The sequence below is a fragment of the Streptomyces sp. NBC_01476 genome (assembly GCF_036227265.1).
Taxonomy (GTDB): Bacteria; Actinomycetota; Actinomycetes; order Streptomycetales; family Streptomycetaceae; genus Actinacidiphila.
Genome location: NZ_CP109446.1, coordinates 274,809 through 290,563, shown reverse-complemented (window position 1 = coordinate 290,563; position 15,755 = coordinate 274,809). Strand labels below are relative to the sequence as shown.

Below are 15,755 nucleotides of genomic sequence, written 5' to 3'. Positions count from 1 at the left end.
CTGGGTGTAGTGATGACGCGGGGAAGCTGGTGGAACTCCAGCACGGTCGCGCCACTGTGAGCCCGCCGTCCCAGGACGGCAGGTGAGTCAGACAGCCGCTCATCACGACGCCCATGGAAGAGGGACGCACGATCCCCGAAGGAGGGCTCACCTTGAGCAGCATTTCCGCTCCCCGCCCGGCCGCGACGCCGGTCGTCCTGCCGGTCTCCAAAGCCGTACTGTGGCTCGTCGGCACCGCACTTGTGGCGCTCGCCGCCTACTACTTCATCGGCGTCGACCAGGGCGCCGTCTCCGTCTTCGGCAAGGACACGCACATCCACGAGTTCGTCCACGACGCGCGTCATTTCCTCGGCTTCCCCTGCCACTGAGCGCCCCCGGGCGCCACTGACGCACGTCACCCCCGTCACCTGAGACGTACGGACAACTCGACATGGAAAAGAAGCTCATCCTGCGCGGCCTGCTGGCCGGCGCAGTCGGCGGGCTGCTCGCCTTCCTCTTCGCCCGGATCTTCGCCGAGCCGCAGATCGGCAGGGCGATCGACTACGAGAGCGGCCGGGACGCGGCCCAGGCCGCGCTCGACAAGGCGGCGGGCATCCCGGCCGAGGCGGCCGGCCCCGATCTGTTCAGCCGCACCATCCAGGCGGACGTCGGCATCGGCGTCGGCATGATCGTCTTCGGTATGGCGATGGGCGCGCTCTTCGCCGTCGCGTACGCGATCTGCCTCGGCCGGGTCGGTGCGCTGCGCGCCCGCAACCTGGCGCTGGTCGTCGCGGCCGGCGGCTTCCTCGGCATGTATCTGGTGCCGTTCCTGAAGTACCCGGCCAACCCGCCGGCCATCGGGCACGAGGAGACCATCAAGGCCCGCAGCGGCCTCTACCTGACCATGGTGGTCTGCTCGGTGGTCTTCCTGATCGGCGCCGCCTGGCTCGGCAAGCGTCTCCAGGCGCGCTTCGGGAACTGGAACGCGGTGCTGCTGGCCGGCGCCGCCTTCGTCGTCGCCATCGGCGTCGTCATGCTCCTCCTGCCGTCATTCGGCCACCTCGGCTACAACAGGGAGCACTTCGGCGACCACGCCACCGAGACTCCGCTGCCGCTGACCGACGGCAAGGGCACCATCGTCTATCCGGGCTTCCCGGCGGACGTGCTCTTCTCCTTCCGCTTCTACTCGGTCGCCGCCCAGTTGCTGCTCTGGACGGCCATCGGCCTGGTCTTCGCCCCGCTGGCCGAACGCCTCCTGCAGCCCCGCCCCGGCACCGCCGCCGCGCGGGAGCCGGCACCGGTCCCCGCGTGAACGCACCCGTGCCGCCGCCGGGCGACGCGGAGCCGACCGCGGTGATCTCCGCGATCACCGCGCTCGGCGCGTTCTTCGCCCTGGAGGAGACCGGGGCCGCGCCGCCCGCCGGCTGGCAGCCGATGTCCGCGGCGCTCCTCGGCGACCGGGTCACCGGGGTACGGCAATGGCTCGCCGCCGCCGGCGGGCAGCCGGCCGGGGCCGTCGAACCACGGGTGGCCGCGTCCGTCGCGCATCTCGGACTCGCCGCACGGCTGGTCTCGCCCGCGCTCGCCGCCGCCGTACTGTTCGGGCGCCCGCTCCTGTTCGCGCTGCACGAGGTGCGCTGGCAGCCGGTGCTCGGCGGTCCCGTACCGCTGGCACTTCCCGCCGGCGCGCTCGGAGCGCCCCTGGCCGGCCTGGAAGCGCTCGCCGGCCTGCTGGCGGCACGGCTGCTGGCCGGCCCGCTGGAGGAACTGGCAGCCGTCTTCGGCACGTTCGGGGTCTCCCGGCACATCCTGCGCGGCAACACCGCCTCGGCGGTGAACGGCGCCGCGGTGAGCCTCGTCCGAGCACGGCCCGAACTGGCCGTCCGCACCCGGGCGTTCACCGGCCTGCTGCTTGACCGGCCGCCACTGGCCGGTGAGAGCACGGCAGAGGAGGGCGTCTTCCGCCGCCGTAGCTGCTGTCTGATCTACCGGGCCGGGCCCGGCGGCAAGGGCGCGCTCTGCGGGGACTGCGCCCTTGACCTGCGGCCCGCCACCGGCCGTGTGCCAGACTCCGCGTCGTGAAGCAGATCTACGTCATCGGCATCGGCGCGGGCGACCCGCAGCAGCTCACCCTGCAGGCGGTGGATGCCCTCGGCCGTACCGATGTGTTCTTCCTGCTGGACAAGGGCGAGGAGAAGGCCGACCTGGTGGGCCTGCGCGAGCAGCTCCTCCAGCGCCACGCGACCCGGCCGCACCGGGTGGTCGTCGCCCGCGACCCGGAACGGGACCGCGGCGCGTCCACCGCCGGCTACGCGCCCGCCGTCGGCGACTGGCGCACCCGGCGCGCCGAGGTGTACCAGCGGCTGATCGCCGAAGAACTCCCCGACGGGTCCTGCGGGGCCTTCCTGGTCTGGGGCGACCCGGCGCTCTACGACAGCACGCTCGGCATCCTGGAAGAGGTGCACGCGCGAGGCGGCGCGGAGTTCGACTGGACGGTCGTACCCGGTATCAGCAGTGTGTCGTCGCTCGCCGCCAAGCACCGCACGGGCCTCAACCAGGTCGGCCGCCCCGTGCAGATCACCACCGGCCGCCGGCTCTCCGAAGAGGGCCTGCCGGGCGGGGTGGACGACGTCGTGGTGATGCTGGACGCGCGGCAGGCGTTCGGGGACCTCATCGGCGAGGGACTGCACATCTACTGGGGCGCCTACCTCGGCACCCCCGACGAGATCCTGCTCTCCGGTCCGCTGGACGGGGAACTGGCCGACCGGATCCGCGGCGTCCGCGCCGCCGCCCGGGCCCGCAAGGGATGGATCATGGACACGTATCTGCTGCGCAGGGCCGACGAGCGCTGATGCGGCGGGTGCTCGTGCTCGGCGGCACCGCGGAGGCCAGGACGCTGGCCGCCGCGCTGGCCGCCGACCCCGCCTGGCGGGTGACCAGTTCGCTGGCCGGCCGTACCGCGGAACCCCGGCTCCCGGAAGGCGAGGTCCGCAGCGGCGGCTTCGGCGGTGCGGCCGGGCTCGCCGCGTGGCTGCGCGCGGAGCGCGTGGACGCGATCGTGGACGCCACCCACCCGTTCGCGGCCGGCATCAGCCGGCACGCCGCCGAGGCGTCCGGCACGGCCGGTGTCCCGCTGCTGGCCCTGCGCAGGCCCGGCTGGAGCGCGGGCCCCGGCGACCGCTGGCACTCCGCGGCGACCCTCCGGGAGGCCGCCGGCCTCCTCGCGGCCCTGGGCACCCGGGCCCTGGTCACCACCGGCCGCCAGGGATTCGCGGCCTTCGCCGAGGTGGAACTGCCCGTCGTGGCCCGCATGGTGCGGCCCCCTGAGCCGCCGCTGCCGCGCGGCTTCCGCCTGCTCCTCGACCGGGGCCCGTTCACTCTCGAAGGTGAACGCGCGCTGCTCCGCGACCACCGCATCGACGTCCTGGTCACCAAGGACAGCGGCGGGCCTGCCACCGCCCCCAAGCTGACTGCCGCCCGGGAGGCCGGCCTGCCGGTCGTCCTCGTCCGCCGGCCCGCGCCGCCGGCCGGCGTCCCGTCGGTGGCCTCGCCGGAGGAGGCGCTCAGCTGGCTCGCCGGCCGCGCCTGAGACCTCGCGTCTGAGACCTCGGGGATGGGCACCGGCGCCGCGATGTGCCCCGGGTGCCCCGCTGATGAAAGGGCGTCGGCACCGAGCCACCCCCCCCCGCGTGCGTGTCCTGCGGACGCGCCGGGTGATTTGGGAAGAACGCCCTGTTCTGCCTACGGTCATGCAGATGATCGGTGGCCGCTGTCGCGCCGGGGTGCCCCCGCGCCGCGGGCGGCCCCCCGCGTCCGCCATCCGCCCCTGCCGGAACCGTCCCACTCTGCGAGGCCCGCGGTATGTCAGAACCGACAGCAGCAGACCCCACCGCGGTACGCCCGTACGCCCTCCCTGACCCGCCGCGTGCGGCCAGGACCGCGGCGGTGGCTCCCTGGCTCGCGGCCGTGGCCGCCTCCTTCACCGCCCTCCAGCTGGCGCTGGTCGTCCCGGGCAGCGGGCTGGGCTGGGACGAGACGGTCTACACCAGTCAGGTGAGCGGATCGGTGCCGGCGGCCTTCTTCAGTGCCCCCCGGGCCCGCGGCGTCTCGCTGCTGGCCTGGCCGGTGGCCGAACTGACCACCTCCACGGCCGTGTTGCGGGTGTGGATGGCGCTGCTGTCGGGCATCGGGCTGTACCTGGCGCTGTGGGCCTGGCGGACCCTGCTGCCCACCCGCGTTCTCGTGCTGGCGGGCGCCCTCTTCGGGACCCTGTGGATCACGCTCTACTACGGGCCCGAGGTGATGCCCAATCTGTGGAGCGCCTACGGCGCGCTCGCGGCAGTCGGCTGCTTCCTGACGGCGCTGCGACGCCCGCTGGACCGTTCGCCACTCGTCGGACTCGTGCTGGCGGTCACGCTGACCGGGCTGATGCGGCCGCCGGACGCCGCCGCGCTGGTGCTGCCGCTGGCCGTGGTCGCGCTCTTCGCCCGGGGCGGCCGGCGCACCGGACTGCTGGTCGCGCTCCTTGCCGGTGCGGCGCTCGGCTGCGGGGAGTGGGTCATCGAGGCGTACGTCCGGTACGGCGGGCTCAGCGAACGGCTGGACCGGGCGAGCGAGATCCAGGGCGGCACCTCCTGGAACATCGCTGTCGACGACCAGATCCGGGCGCTGGACGGGCGGACCCTCTGCCGGCCGTGCGAGGTGCCGTGGCGTCACCGGGCCACCGCCGCCTGGTGGTTCGCGCTGCCACCCCTCGCCGCGGGCGGCGCGGTGGCGGCGGCCCGCGCCCGCCGGCACGGGACGGCCCTGCTGCCGGTGCTGGTCGCGTCCTGCCTCGCCGTGCCGTACCTCTTTCTGATCGGCTACGCGGCCCCCCGCTTCCTGCTCCCGTCGTACGCGCTGCTGGCGCTGCCGGTCGCCGCCTGCCTGTGGTCCCTGGTCAGCTTCCCGGCCGGCCGGTGGCGGCCGGCGCTCACCGGGCTGGTCGTGGCAGCGCTCATCGGCCATCTGGCGATCCAGCTGAGCGTGACCCTCACCGACCTGCGGAACAATCGCGCGATGAGCAGCGCCTACCGGGCCACCGCCGCCCGGCTGCACGCCGTCGGCGTCCGCCCGCCGTGCCTGCTCACCGGCGACCACGCCGTCCCCATGGCCTACTACACCGGGTGCGCCTCCCGGCAGATCGGCGGCCCGGACGGCAGCATCACCCCGGCCGGCGTACTCACCGCGGCCCGGTCCCGGCCGGTCGCCGTCCTCGTGCCCCGGCACGGCCGCCCGCCCGCGTACGCCGTCGCCTGGCCCGCCGTCCCGCTGCCCGACTCCCACGCCTTCCCCGGCTACCACGCCTACCTCGCACCGCCGCTCACCCCGGGCGACCGGCCGATCCCGTAGCGACCGCCGGGCCCGGCGCGGGGGAGGCGCGGGGGACCCGCCCTTCCCGCCGCGCCCCGGCCTGCCATCGCTGCGTGATTCCCTGACCAGCTCTCGCCCTGTCGCCGCGTGCCGCTGTCCGCCGCACGCGCCGAGTGCGCCACGATGTCCGCGCCGTGCTCGACCGGCCGTGGCAGGAAGGGGGTGGGGACCATGGTGTCGACGATCGGCGGCACCCCGGCGGCGCGCGCCGGGTCGACCACCGCGCGGGTTGCCGGAAGCCGCGGGCGGGCCGAAGACGCACCACACGGTTCGTACTCCGCCGGCGGCATGGCCGGATCTGTGGGACATCCGGCCGTACGGACAGGGCGGGCGGCCGAGCACTCGCCGATGCTGGGAGACGGCGGGCCCCGACGGTCCGCCTCCCCGGACCAGGACGAAGGCGGCAGCGATGAGCAGGGAACCCAGCGGAGCGGCGGGAGTGGCCGTGCCCGACACCAAGCTGGCCCGCGAGGCCACCGCCCTGGTGCGTGACACCACGAGCGAGCTGATCTACCACCATTCGCGGCGCGTCTTCCTCTTCGGGAGCCTCCAGGGGCATCACCGCGACCTCAGCCACGACCCCGAACTGCTCTACCTCGGCGCGATGTTCCACGACCTCGGCCTGTCCGAGCGGTTCCACGGCAGCGGCCGGCGCTTCGAGGTGGACAGCGCGGACGAGGCGCGCCGCTTCCTGCGCGCCCACGACGTGCCCGAGGACAGCGTCCGCCGGGTCTGGACCGCCATCGCGCTGCACACCACCCCGGGCATCCCGGAGTTCATGGAGCCCGAGGTTGCCCTGGTCACCGCGGGCGTCGAGTACGACGTGCTCGGCATCGGCTACACCGACATCCCGGCAGCCGACCGGGAGGCGATCACCGCCCTGCACCCCCGCCCCGACTTCAAGCGGCGCATCCTGGCCGCCTTCACCGACGGCATCAAGCCGAAGCCGGAGACCACCTTCGGCAACGTCAAGGCCGATGTGCTGGCCGCCTACGTGCCCGGTTTCGAACGCGGCGACTTCGTCACCACGATCCTCGGGTCGCCCTGGCCCGAGTGACCCCCGTCAACCGATCGGTGGACGCCGGTATCCACCGCTCCCGCGCCCGAGACGCTGGCGCTCTTCGCCTCCTTCTACGCCCGCCCCGCCGACCCCGGCACGCTGCTGTACCGGCTCGGCCTGCGGGAGAAGGCCGGCGCCCGCCACAAGAACCTCTCCGGCGGCCGGCGGCAGCGCCTCGCCGGCCTCGGCCCGGCGGCTTTTCATCAGGGAGGACACCGTCAAGACGCACCTGCTGCACCTGTACGCCAAACTGGGGGTACGGGACCGCGCCGCCGCGGTCGCGGGGGCGTACAAGGCCGGACCACTGGACTGAACACAGTCCGTTCCGTAATCTTCACCTTATGTGACCATTGCTCCGGACGGGCGACATCGTCCCGCCCGGGGCATCATGTAGAGGTCCGGCGAAAGCCCAGCGGAACGGGCGGTGGGGCGAAGGCCCGCACCACCTGGCGGGAGGCACGCATGGAAAACCCGGAAAGCTATGAACTCGTCTTCCATTCGGCTGCGGACGGGGACGACGTCGTGTCCGTCCACCGCACCGAGCAGAAGGGGTCGGGCGGGTACCCGATCTACGAGGACGAGACGGGGATCGTCCGCGCCGAGATCAGCGCGGACGACGAGGTACGGATGCTGGCCAGCGGCGGCCACCAGGCACCTGTGGTGCCCCGGGCGGTACGCACCCTGCATCCCTGAGGACATCCCGTCCGCGGCGCTGCGGGCGGCCTGAACAGCGGGCGGACCGGACCTGTGCGGTTCCGGCCCGCCCGCGGTATGTCAGGCCCGCTGTTTCAGGATCGCCCGGTCCCGCGCCGCCAGCACCGCCTCCGACAGACTGGCGATGTCGTAGGCCCCGTGGTGCCGGCGGCCGTTGATGAAGAAGGTCGGTGTCCCCGCCACGCCGCTGTTGTCGGCCGACTCCACGTCCCGCATCACCCGCGGCCGGAACTCATGGGACTTCAGCGCACTGTGGAAGGCCACCGTGTCCAGCCCGAGTTCCTTGGCGTACGCCATCAGGTCGACGATCCGCAGCGCGTCCTGACGCGTCATCAGCAGATCGCGCATCTCCCAGAACTTCCCCTGCGCCCCGGCCGCTTCCGAAGCCTCCGCGGCGAGTTCGGCGTGCGGATGCACATCGGACAGCGGCAGGTGCCGCCAGACGTACCGCACATCACCGAAGTCGGAGAGCAGTTCGCGCACCACGTCCTCGGCCTGCCCGCAGTACGGACACTCGAAGTCGCCGTACTCCACCACGGTGACCGGCGCTGCCATCGGCCCGCGGATGTGGTCCAGCCGCGGATCCACCGGATCGGTCAGGTCCACCAGTGACTGCGCGGTTCCCAGCAGGGCCCGCGCCCGGCGCACCTCCGGCAGCCGGTTGGTGACCAGGGCCACCCCCGTGGTGGCGAGCATCGCGAAGATCACCGCGCTCAGCACCCCGATCTTCGCCTGCTCCAGCTGCCGGCCGTCGAAGGCGAGCGTGGCGATCAGCAGCGAGACCGTGAAGCCGATGCCGGCGATGGTGCCGCCGCCCAGGACCGAGCCCCAGCCCACTGGCGGCCGCAGCCGCCCCCGGCTCAGCCTGGTGCTCAGCGCCGAGGCACCGACGATGCCGATCGGCTTGCCCAGCCCGTAGCCGAGCAGGATGCCCAGCGTGATCGGCGAGGTGAACGCGTCCTTCAGCAGCGCTCCGTTGATCTGGATGCCGGCGTTGGCCAGTGCGAAGAGCGGCACGATCAGATAGCTGCTCCACGGATGCCAGATCCGCTGCAGCCGGTCGTTGGGCGACAGCGCCGAGGCGATACCGAGCCGTGCCTCCCGCTCCAGTTCGGCCGTCGGCTGCTCCCGGAAGGACCGGAAGAGGCCGCTGGCCCGCTCCAGCGCGTCCCGCTGCGCCGGGTAGGCGTACGACATCAGGCCCAGGATCAGGCCCACCACCAGCGGGTCCACCCCGGAGTGCAGGAACGCCACCCAGGCGACGACCGCCAGCACCGCGTACACCAGGCCGCGCCGCAGTCCCGCGCTGCGCGCGACCGCCGCGACCACCAGCAGCCCGATTCCGATCAGCAGCGGCGTCACCGAGATGTGGTCGCTGTAGGCGACCGCGATCACCCCGAGCGCGAGCAGGTCGTCGACCACCGCCACGGTGAGGATGAAGGTGTGCAGCCGGGGCGGAAAACGCGAGCCCAGCAGCGCCAGCATCCCCAGCGCGAACGCGGTGTCGGTCGACATCGCGGTGCCCCAGCCGTGCGCCGAGGACCGGCCGGCGTTCACCGCCAGGAAGATCCCGACCGGGACGACCATGCCGCACACCCCGGCCAGCAACGGCAGCGGGATACGCCGCCGGTCACGCAGTTCCCCCAGGTCGAACTCGCGCCGCGCCTCAAGACCGACCACCAGGAAGAAGAGCGTCATCAGCCCGCTGTTCACCCACTCCCGCAGATCGAGATCGATCCCGTGGTTGCCCAGCCGCAGCATCAGATGCGTGTCCCACACCGTCTCGTAGGCGCCGGGGGCGGCGTTCACCCAGATGAGCGCCGCCACCGTCGCCGCCAGCAGCACCGCGGCGCTGCCGGTCTCGGTGCGGATGTACGCCCAGGCCGATGCCGCCGTCGTGCGGTCGTTGTCGCCCCGCCCCGTCAAGGACGCAGTAAGGCCCCGGAACATCCAGCCTCCCACCAGTACAATTCCTGCCCACACTCTGGCACGAGCGGGCGCCGCAGAGGTGTCCAACCGGTGGCATGATCCCGTGCGCGCCGCCGGACGCCCAGCCGGACGCCCCGCCGGTCGCGGCATCGGACCCGGCGCCCGAACCACCGCCTTCTGCGACGGCGCCCCTTGACGGGAACCGGACACGCGCACAGCGCGTATTCCGTAAGGACCGCCGCCGGTCGGGGGACGACTCCTGGTGGGAGGATGGTCACGTCGGAGAATTCAGCGTGACGACGACAAGGGGGCGGCCGTCGATGACACGGGACGAGGCGGTGATCGGCCGCACCGGGGAGCTGCTGATCGGCACCCGGGGAGCGGCCGGGCCCGGCGAGGTCCTGGTACGGGTCAGGGGCGGCTCCGAGGCGTTCCTCGCCTGGTCGGAGCAGCCGCTGCCACGGGGATCCACGGTGCTCGTGGTGGACTCCCGGGGCACCCGGCAGGTGGATGTCATCGCATGGGCCGACCCCCTGGAAGCGCCGGCCGGCTGAGCCGTGCCAATGAAGGAGACAAAGGATGTTCGGTTACCGCGTTCCCGCACCCGATGAGGCGATGCTGATCTCGGGCGGTCGGCGAGGTCTTGGGGGTGCGCCGTTCCGGGTGGTCACCGGACACGGCAAGTTCGTTCCGCCGGTGTTCCGCAAGACCCGTTTCCTCACCCTCGCGATGTGCGAGGCCGAGGTGTCGGAGACCTGTGTCACCAAGCAGGGCATCGCACTGACCGTCACCGCCGTCATCGCGTTCAAGGTCGGCAACGACCACGAGAGCATCGTCAACGCCGGCCAGCGCTTCCTGTCGGACCAGGACCAGATGTCGGTGCTCACCGGCCGGATCTTCGCCGGCCACCTGCGGTCGATCATCGGCTCGATGACGGTCGAGGAGATCGTCACCGAGCGGCAGAAGCTCGCCACCGAAGTGCTGGAGACCTCGAAGACGGAGATGGGCAAGATCGGCCTGACCGTCGACTCGCTGCAGATCCAGTCCATCGACGACGGAGCCACCGGTTACATCGAGGCGATGTCCGCGCCGCACAAGGCGGCCATCCAGCGGCAGGCGCAGATCGCCCAGGCGCAGGCCACCCAGGCGTCCGCCGAGGCGCAGCAGGCCGCGGCCCGCAACCAGGCGGAGTACGCCCGGCAGACCGCGGTCGTCCAGGCGCAGTACAACGCCGAGGTGGACCGGGCCCAGGCGCAGTCCGCGCAGGCCGGACCGCTGGCCCAGGCGCACGCCCAGCAGGAGGTGCTGGCCGCCCAGACCGAACTGGCGCTGCGCGCGGCGGAACTGCGCCAGCAGCAGCTGGTCGCGGAGATCGTCAAGCCGGCCGAGGCGGAGGCCGAGCGGATCCGGGTGCTGGCCGTCGCCGAGGCGGAGCGGATGCGGATCCAGGCGGCCGCCGCCGCGTCGCACGACCGGGTCGCGCTGGACCGGATGCTGATCGACCAGCTGCCGCTGATCGTCAAGGAGGCGGCGGGCGGGCTGTCCGGCGCCAATGTCAACGTGCTCAACGGGGCGGACGGCCTGAGCGAGATCGCCGCGGGTCTGGTCAGCCAGGGGCTCACCATCCTGGACTCGGTCCGCAAGAACCTCGGCAACGGCGAGGGCGCGGAAGCGCGGGCCGAGGTCGCCCTGCGCAACGACCCCGGGTCCCCGAACGGCCGCCCCGGCAAGTCCGCGGACGGCCCGATCGACATCCAGTGACCCCCGCGGGGGCGGGACCGGCCGGCCCGCCCCCGCCCCCGCGGGCCTGACCGGTCAGTTCTTCGCGCGCAGGTCCCGTACGCGCTGGATCTTGCCGACCGACCGCTCCAGGGTCTCCGGGTCGACGACGGTGACGTCCACTGTGAGGCCCACGCCGTCCTTGATGCCCTGGGCGATGGCCGCCGCCGCGGCGGGCCGGTGGTCCGGGCCGGCCGCGGCGGAGCGGTCCGCCTCGGCGAAGACGGCCATGTGGTCGAGCCGTCCGCGGCGGGTGAGCTCGATGCGGAAGTGGGGTGCCACCCCCGGCGTCCGCAGCACGATCTCCTCGATCTGGCTCGGGAAGACGTTGACCCCCCGCAGGATGATCATGTCGTCGCAGCGCCCGGTGACCTTCTCCATCCGCCGGAAGGCCGGCCGCGCGGTGCCCGGCAGCAGCCTGGTCAGATCCCGGGTGCGGTAGCGGACCACCGGCATCGCCTGCTTCGTCAGCGAGGTGAAGACCAGCTCCCCGCTGTCGCCCTCCGCCAGCACCTCGTCGGTGAACGGATCGACCACCTCCGGATAGAAGTGGTCCTCCCAGATGTGCAGCCCGTCCTTGGTCTCCACGCACTCCTGCGCCACCCCAGGGCCGATCACCTCGGACAGGCCGTAGATGTCCACCGCGTCGATGCCGAACCGCTGCTCGATCTCGGACCGCATCCCCTCGGTCCACGGCTCCGCCCCGAAGATCCCCACCCGCAGCGAGGTGCCCCGCGGGTCGACGCCCTGCCGTTCGAACTCGTCCAGCAGCGTGAGCATGTACGACGGGGTGACCATGATGATCTCGGGCCGGAAGTCCTGGATGAGCCGCACCTGCCGCGCCGTCATCCCGCCCGACGCGGGGATCACCGTGCAGCCGGCCCGCTCCGCACCGTAGTGCGCGCCGAGGCCGCCGGTGAACAGCCCGTAGCCGTAGGCGACATGGACCTTGTGCCCGGGGCGCCCGCCGGCCGCCCGGATGGAGCGGGCCACCACGTCCGCCCACATGGACAGGTCGTCCTCGGTGTACCCCACCACGGTGGGAAGCCCGGTGGTCCCGCTGGAGGCGTGCAGCCGCCGCACCTCGGACATCGGGACCGCGAACATCCCGAAGGGGTAGGCCTCCCGCAGGTCCTCCTTGGTGGTGAACGGGAACCTGGCCAGATCGGCCAGGCTCCGGCAGTCCGCCGGCGTCACGCCCGCCGCGTCGAACTTCCGCCGGTACAGCTCCACATGGTCGTAGGCGAGCCGCAAGGTGCTCTTGAGACGGTCGAGTTGGAGGGCCAGCAGCTCGTCGCGGTCCAGCCGCTCCGCCGGATCAAGCAGCAGCTCGTCGTCCATGACGCTCTCCCTCGTGCTCGCTCCCTGGGCCGACCGACCGTTCGGTCAGAGATCAGACCCAAAGAACCAGTACCGGTCGGCGCCTGTCAAGAACGGTGCACGGCCGAGCGGATCGCGGGGAAGGAGGAGCGCGGGGTTACCTCCCTGAACTCAGCTTTCGCCTGTGCGCCGGCCGCGGGAGCGGTATCCCGCGACCTTGGCCAGATTCCCGCAGCGGTCCATTGAGCACCAGCGCCGGCGCCGTGCCTGCGAATCATCGAGGAAGAGCAGTGAGCACTCCGGGTTCTGGCACTCCTTCACCCGGCCGACCAGCGGACTGCCGACCAGCGTGACCGCGTCGCGGGCCACCGTGGCCAGTGCGGCACCGGCGCCGCCGGCGGCCGGCCGGCGCAGCGAGAGACCACCGCCGTCCGGGGCGAGGCGGGGCACCAGATCCGGCCGGGCGGCGGCTTCGTTCACCACCTCGATGTCGGTAGGCGCCGGGGCGCCGCCGGCCATCGCGGTGCGCACCACCCGGTAGAGCGCCTCCCGCAGAGCCAGCGCCCCCCGCAGGTCCCGGGCGGTGAGCGGGGATCCGCCCGCGCCGGGGTCGTGCAGGCCGGCCAGTTCGAACCAGCGGGCCAGCGCCGCCGGTTCCGGCAGCTTCTCGACCGGGGTGGTGTGACGCTTGCCCAGGGTCGCGACGAAATCCAGGCACGGCCGGCCGCCGATGAACCGGAAGCCGGCCGGGCTGTCCTCGCTGCTCGTGTCGGGGCTCATGGGAGGACCGTAGCACTTGACACCGGTTCATGGGGTGTCAGAAGGTGTCACCTGTTCAACAGGTGACAACAGATGACGACAGCGGAGCAGGTGGCGGTATGCGAGCAGTACGGATCGACACGTTCGGCGGACCGGAGGTCCTGGTGCCGGTGGAGGTGCCCGACCCGGTGCCCGGCCCCGGTGAGGTGCTGATCCGGGTCGCCGCTGCCGGGGTGAACCGGGCGGACGCGCTGACCCGCGCGGGCACCTACCACCGCGCCGGCAAGCCGCCGCTGATCCCCGGTCTGGAGGCGGCCGGTACCGTGACCGGAGTGGGCGCGGGCGTCGAGGGCATCACCGCGGGCCAGAAGGTCATCGCCATGGGCGCCGCCAACGCCCCCGGTTTCTACGCCGAGGCCGCCGCGGTGCCCGCCACCCGGGTGACCGTGCTCCCCGACGGGATCGACCTGAGGTCGGCCGCCGCGCTGCCCGTCGCCTGGCTCACGGCCTGGTACTGCCTGAACCGTCTCGGCCGGCTGGCCGCGGGGGACACCGTCGTCGTCCAGGCGGCGGCGAGCGGGGTCGGCAGCGCCGCGGTCCAGATCGCCGCGGTGGCCGGCGCGCACGTCATCGCCGTCGCGAGCTCGTCCGCCAAGACCGGGTGGGCGGCGGAACTGGGCGCGGAGCACACCGTCGACACCTCCGCGTTCCCCGGCGAAGCGGCGGTGGACGAGGTCCTGCGGCTGACCGGGGGCCGCGGCGCGGACATCGTGCTCGACACGGTCGGCGGCGATGTCTTCGCACAGAGCCTGCGGGAGGCCGCGTTCGCCGGCCGGGTCGTCGCCCTGGCCAATGTGGCACTGCGGCCCAGCACCGTGGACACCCGTGACTTCTACCCGAAGAACGTGAGCATCCACGGCTTCCAGCTCACCGCCCTGCTGGAACACGGCTACGACCCCCGCCCCGATCTGCGCGCCCTCGCCGACCGGGTGGCGGCCGGCGACTACCGGGTGCCCATCGAGGCGTCCTTCCCGCTCCAGGACGCCGCCCGCGCCCACGAGCGCCTGGAGGACCGCACCAACCGCGGCAAGATCATCCTCACCACCGGCTGAACCCGGGACGCCGGCCGGCGACCGACCGCCCTGGCCGCGGCGGTCGCCGGCTCGCCCACCGCCCGATCCGCGCCGGGGTCCCGGCCTCCTGCACGGCGCTGCCCGGCAGCCTGCACGCCGCCGCCCGCGCAGCGCTGACCCCCGGCCCGGACGGCGCCCGCTGGCGGGCCACCCCCTGCCGGGGTAGGACTTGAGGTGCGAGGCCGCGCTCCGCGGGGCAGGTGTGCGTACGACCGCCTGGGCCAAGAAGGGACGGATACCGTGGCACGACCGAAAATCCTTGTGGTGGGCGCCGGATTCGCAGGTGTGGGGTGTGTCCGGCGGCTGGAGCGCCGGCTCGGACCCGACGAGGCCGACGTCTCCTTGGTGACGCCGTTCTCGTACCAGCTCTACCTGCCGCTGCTGCCGCAAGTCGCCTCCGGGATCCTCACCCCGCAGTCGATCGCCGTCTCCCTGCGCCGGAGCAAGAAGTTCCGCACCCGGATCATCCCCGGCGGTGCCATCGGGGTGGACACCAAGGCCAAGGTCTGCGTGATCCGCAAGATAACGGGCGAGATCGTCGACGAGCCGTACGACCAGATCGTGCTGGCCCCCGGCAGCGTCACCCGCACCTTCGACATCCCGGGCCTGGCCGACAACGCCCGCGGTATGAAGACCCTCGCCGAGGCCGCCTTCATCCGCGACCACGTCATCGCCCAGCTCGACCTCGCCGACGCCAGCCAGGACCAGGCGGAGCGCGCCTCGCGGCTGCAGTTCGTGGTGGTCGGCGGCGGCTACGCGGGCACCGAGACCGCCGCATACCTCCAGCGGCTGACCGCCACCGCCGTCAAGCGCTACCCGCGGCTCGACCCGGGCCTGATCAAGTGGCACCTGATCGACATCGCCCCGAAGCTGATGCCGGAACTCGGCGACAAGCTGGGCATGAGCGCGCTGAAGATCCTGCGCCGGCGCGGCATCGAGGTCTCGCTGGGCGTCTCCATCGCGAAGGCCGGCCCCGAGGAGGTCACCTTCACCGACGGGCGGGTACTGCCCTGCCGCACCCTCATCTGGACCGCGGGCGTCGTCGCCAGCCCGCTGATCGCCACCCTGGACGCGGAGACCGACCGCGGCCGGCTCGCGGTCACCGCGGAGATGAACCTGCCCGGCGTCGACGGGGTGTTCGGCCTCGGCGACGCGGCGGCCGTGCCGGATCTCGCCAAGGGCGAGGAAGGCGCCTACTGCCCGCCCACCGCGCAGCACGCCATGCGCCAGGGCCGCAAGGTCGCGGACAACGTCATCGCCACCCTGCGCCGGCAGCCGCTCCAGCCCTACACCCACAAGGACCTCGGCCTGGTGGTGGACCTCGGGGGCAAGGACGCGGTCTCCAAGCCGCTCGGCATCGAGCTGCGCGGCCTGCCCGCCCAGGTGGTGGCCCGCGGCTACCACTGGTCGGCGCTGCGCACCAATGTGGCCAAGACCCGGGTGCTGACCAACTGGGTACTCAACGCGGCGGCCGGCGACGACTTCGTGCGCACCGGCTTCCTCTCCCGCACCCCGGCCGCTCTGCGTGACTTCGAGTACACCGACAGCTACCTCACCCCTGAACAGGTCCGCGAGCACACCGTGGCACTGAACGCCCGTCAGGAGTGACGGCCGCGCATTCCCGGGGCCGGGAGCGGTTCCGCTTCTAGTGCAGATTCACTAGTCTGGTG

Annotated in this window: 15 protein-coding genes and 2 pseudogenes; 13 read left to right on the top strand and 4 right to left on the bottom strand. The window is 72.8% G+C overall.

The genetic code is table 11. The features are described 5' to 3' along the window. The first annotated feature begins 152 nt into the window (after positions 1-152). From OG552_RS01170 to OG552_RS01145, 6 genes are all read left to right on the top strand, one after another. On the top strand, positions 153-368 hold the full coding sequence (locus OG552_RS01170; RefSeq protein ID WP_329128773.1) for a CbtB domain-containing protein: 216 nt from the start codon (positions 153-155) through the stop codon (positions 366-368). Positions 369-430: 62 nt separating this feature from the next. Further along, positions 431-1,291 carry a CbtA family protein gene (locus OG552_RS01165; protein WP_329128772.1) on the top strand — a complete coding sequence of 287 codons (861 nt, stop codon included), beginning with the start codon at positions 431-433 and terminating at the stop codon, positions 1,289-1,291. Then, positions 1,288-2,061: a (2Fe-2S)-binding protein gene (locus tag OG552_RS01160; RefSeq protein ID WP_329128770.1), complete on the top strand. Its 774-nt coding sequence runs from the start codon at positions 1,288-1,290 to the stop codon at positions 2,059-2,061. Before OG552_RS01165 ends, OG552_RS01160 begins: the two co-directional genes overlap by 4 nt. Continuing rightward, positions 2,058-2,831 (top strand): precorrin-6A synthase (deacetylating), encoded by a 774-nt coding sequence (gene cobF / locus OG552_RS01155; protein ID WP_329128769.1) that lies wholly within the window; start codon positions 2,058-2,060, stop codon positions 2,829-2,831. The genes OG552_RS01160 and cobF overlap by 4 nt, the downstream gene beginning before the upstream one ends. Continuing rightward, positions 2,831-3,568, top strand: a complete 738-nt coding sequence (locus OG552_RS01150) for a cobalt-precorrin-6A reductase (protein ID WP_329128767.1) — start codon at positions 2,831-2,833, stop codon at positions 3,566-3,568. Before cobF ends, OG552_RS01150 begins: the two co-directional genes overlap by 1 nt. 272 nt (positions 3,569-3,840) lie before the next feature. Beyond that, a complete protein-coding gene (locus OG552_RS01145) occupies positions 3,841-5,370 on the top strand; it encodes a hypothetical protein (RefSeq protein ID WP_329128766.1) in 1,530 nt (509 codons plus the stop codon). Between the two features lie 128 nt (positions 5,371-5,498). On the opposite strand, the pseudogene OG552_RS01140 reads toward OG552_RS01145, so the two are convergent. Continuing rightward, positions 5,499-5,618: pseudogene (locus OG552_RS01140) on the bottom strand (PLP-dependent transferase); the annotation flags it as partial. Positions 5,619-5,800: 182 nt separating this feature from the next. Here OG552_RS01140 and OG552_RS01135 point away from each other — a divergent pair. From OG552_RS01135 to OG552_RS01125, 3 genes and pseudogenes are all read left to right on the top strand, one after another. Further along, positions 5,801-6,448, top strand: coding sequence for an HD domain-containing protein (locus OG552_RS01135; protein WP_329128765.1), 648 nt, complete (start codon positions 5,801-5,803; stop codon positions 6,446-6,448). A gap of 190 nt (positions 6,449-6,638) precedes the next feature. Further along, a pseudogene (locus tag OG552_RS01130) lies at positions 6,639-6,764 on the top strand (LuxR C-terminal-related transcriptional regulator); the annotation flags it as partial. Between the two features lie 149 nt (positions 6,765-6,913). Continuing rightward, the gene (locus tag OG552_RS01125; RefSeq protein WP_329128764.1) at positions 6,914-7,144 is read left to right on the top strand and encodes a DUF6296 family protein; all 231 of its coding nucleotides are present in this window, start codon (positions 6,914-6,916) and stop codon (positions 7,142-7,144) included. An 81-nt stretch (positions 7,145-7,225) separates the two neighbouring features. On the opposite strand, the gene nhaA is transcribed toward OG552_RS01125, so the two are convergent. Beyond that, a complete protein-coding gene (gene nhaA / locus OG552_RS01120; protein WP_443070853.1) occupies positions 7,226-9,115 on the bottom strand; it encodes a Na+/H+ antiporter NhaA in 1,890 nt (629 codons plus the stop codon). 299 nt (positions 9,116-9,414) lie between these two features. On the opposite strand from nhaA, the gene OG552_RS01115 reads away from it, so the two are divergent. Continuing rightward, on the top strand, positions 9,415-9,648 hold the full coding sequence (locus OG552_RS01115; RefSeq protein ID WP_329128762.1) for a hypothetical protein: 234 nt from the start codon (positions 9,415-9,417) through the stop codon (positions 9,646-9,648). Between the two features lie 25 nt (positions 9,649-9,673). Continuing rightward, the gene (locus OG552_RS01110) at positions 9,674-10,855 is read left to right on the top strand and encodes an SPFH domain-containing protein (protein WP_329128760.1); all 1,182 of its coding nucleotides are present in this window, start codon (positions 9,674-9,676) and stop codon (positions 10,853-10,855) included. Between the two features lie 54 nt (positions 10,856-10,909). Here the strand turns inward: OG552_RS01110 and paaK are convergent, their stop codons facing one another. Further along, the gene (paaK, locus tag OG552_RS01105) at positions 10,910-12,214 is read right to left on the bottom strand and encodes a phenylacetate--CoA ligase PaaK (RefSeq protein WP_329128759.1); all 1,305 of its coding nucleotides are present in this window, start codon (positions 12,212-12,214) and stop codon (positions 10,910-10,912) included. A 150-nt stretch (positions 12,215-12,364) separates the two neighbouring features. Beyond that, positions 12,365-12,973 carry a CGNR zinc finger domain-containing protein gene (locus OG552_RS01100; protein WP_329128758.1) on the bottom strand — a complete coding sequence of 203 codons (609 nt, stop codon included), beginning with the start codon at positions 12,971-12,973 and terminating at the stop codon, positions 12,365-12,367. Positions 12,974-13,071: 98 nt separating this feature from the next. Here OG552_RS01100 and OG552_RS01095 point away from each other — a divergent pair, with 98 nt between their 5' ends. Next, a complete protein-coding gene (locus OG552_RS01095) occupies positions 13,072-14,064 on the top strand; it encodes a quinone oxidoreductase family protein (protein ID WP_329128756.1) in 993 nt (330 codons plus the stop codon). A 261-nt stretch (positions 14,065-14,325) separates the two neighbouring features. Continuing rightward, positions 14,326-15,693 carry an NAD(P)/FAD-dependent oxidoreductase gene (locus OG552_RS01090; protein WP_329128755.1) on the top strand — a complete coding sequence of 456 codons (1,368 nt, stop codon included), beginning with the start codon at positions 14,326-14,328 and terminating at the stop codon, positions 15,691-15,693. Positions 15,694-15,755: the final 62 nt, after the last annotated feature.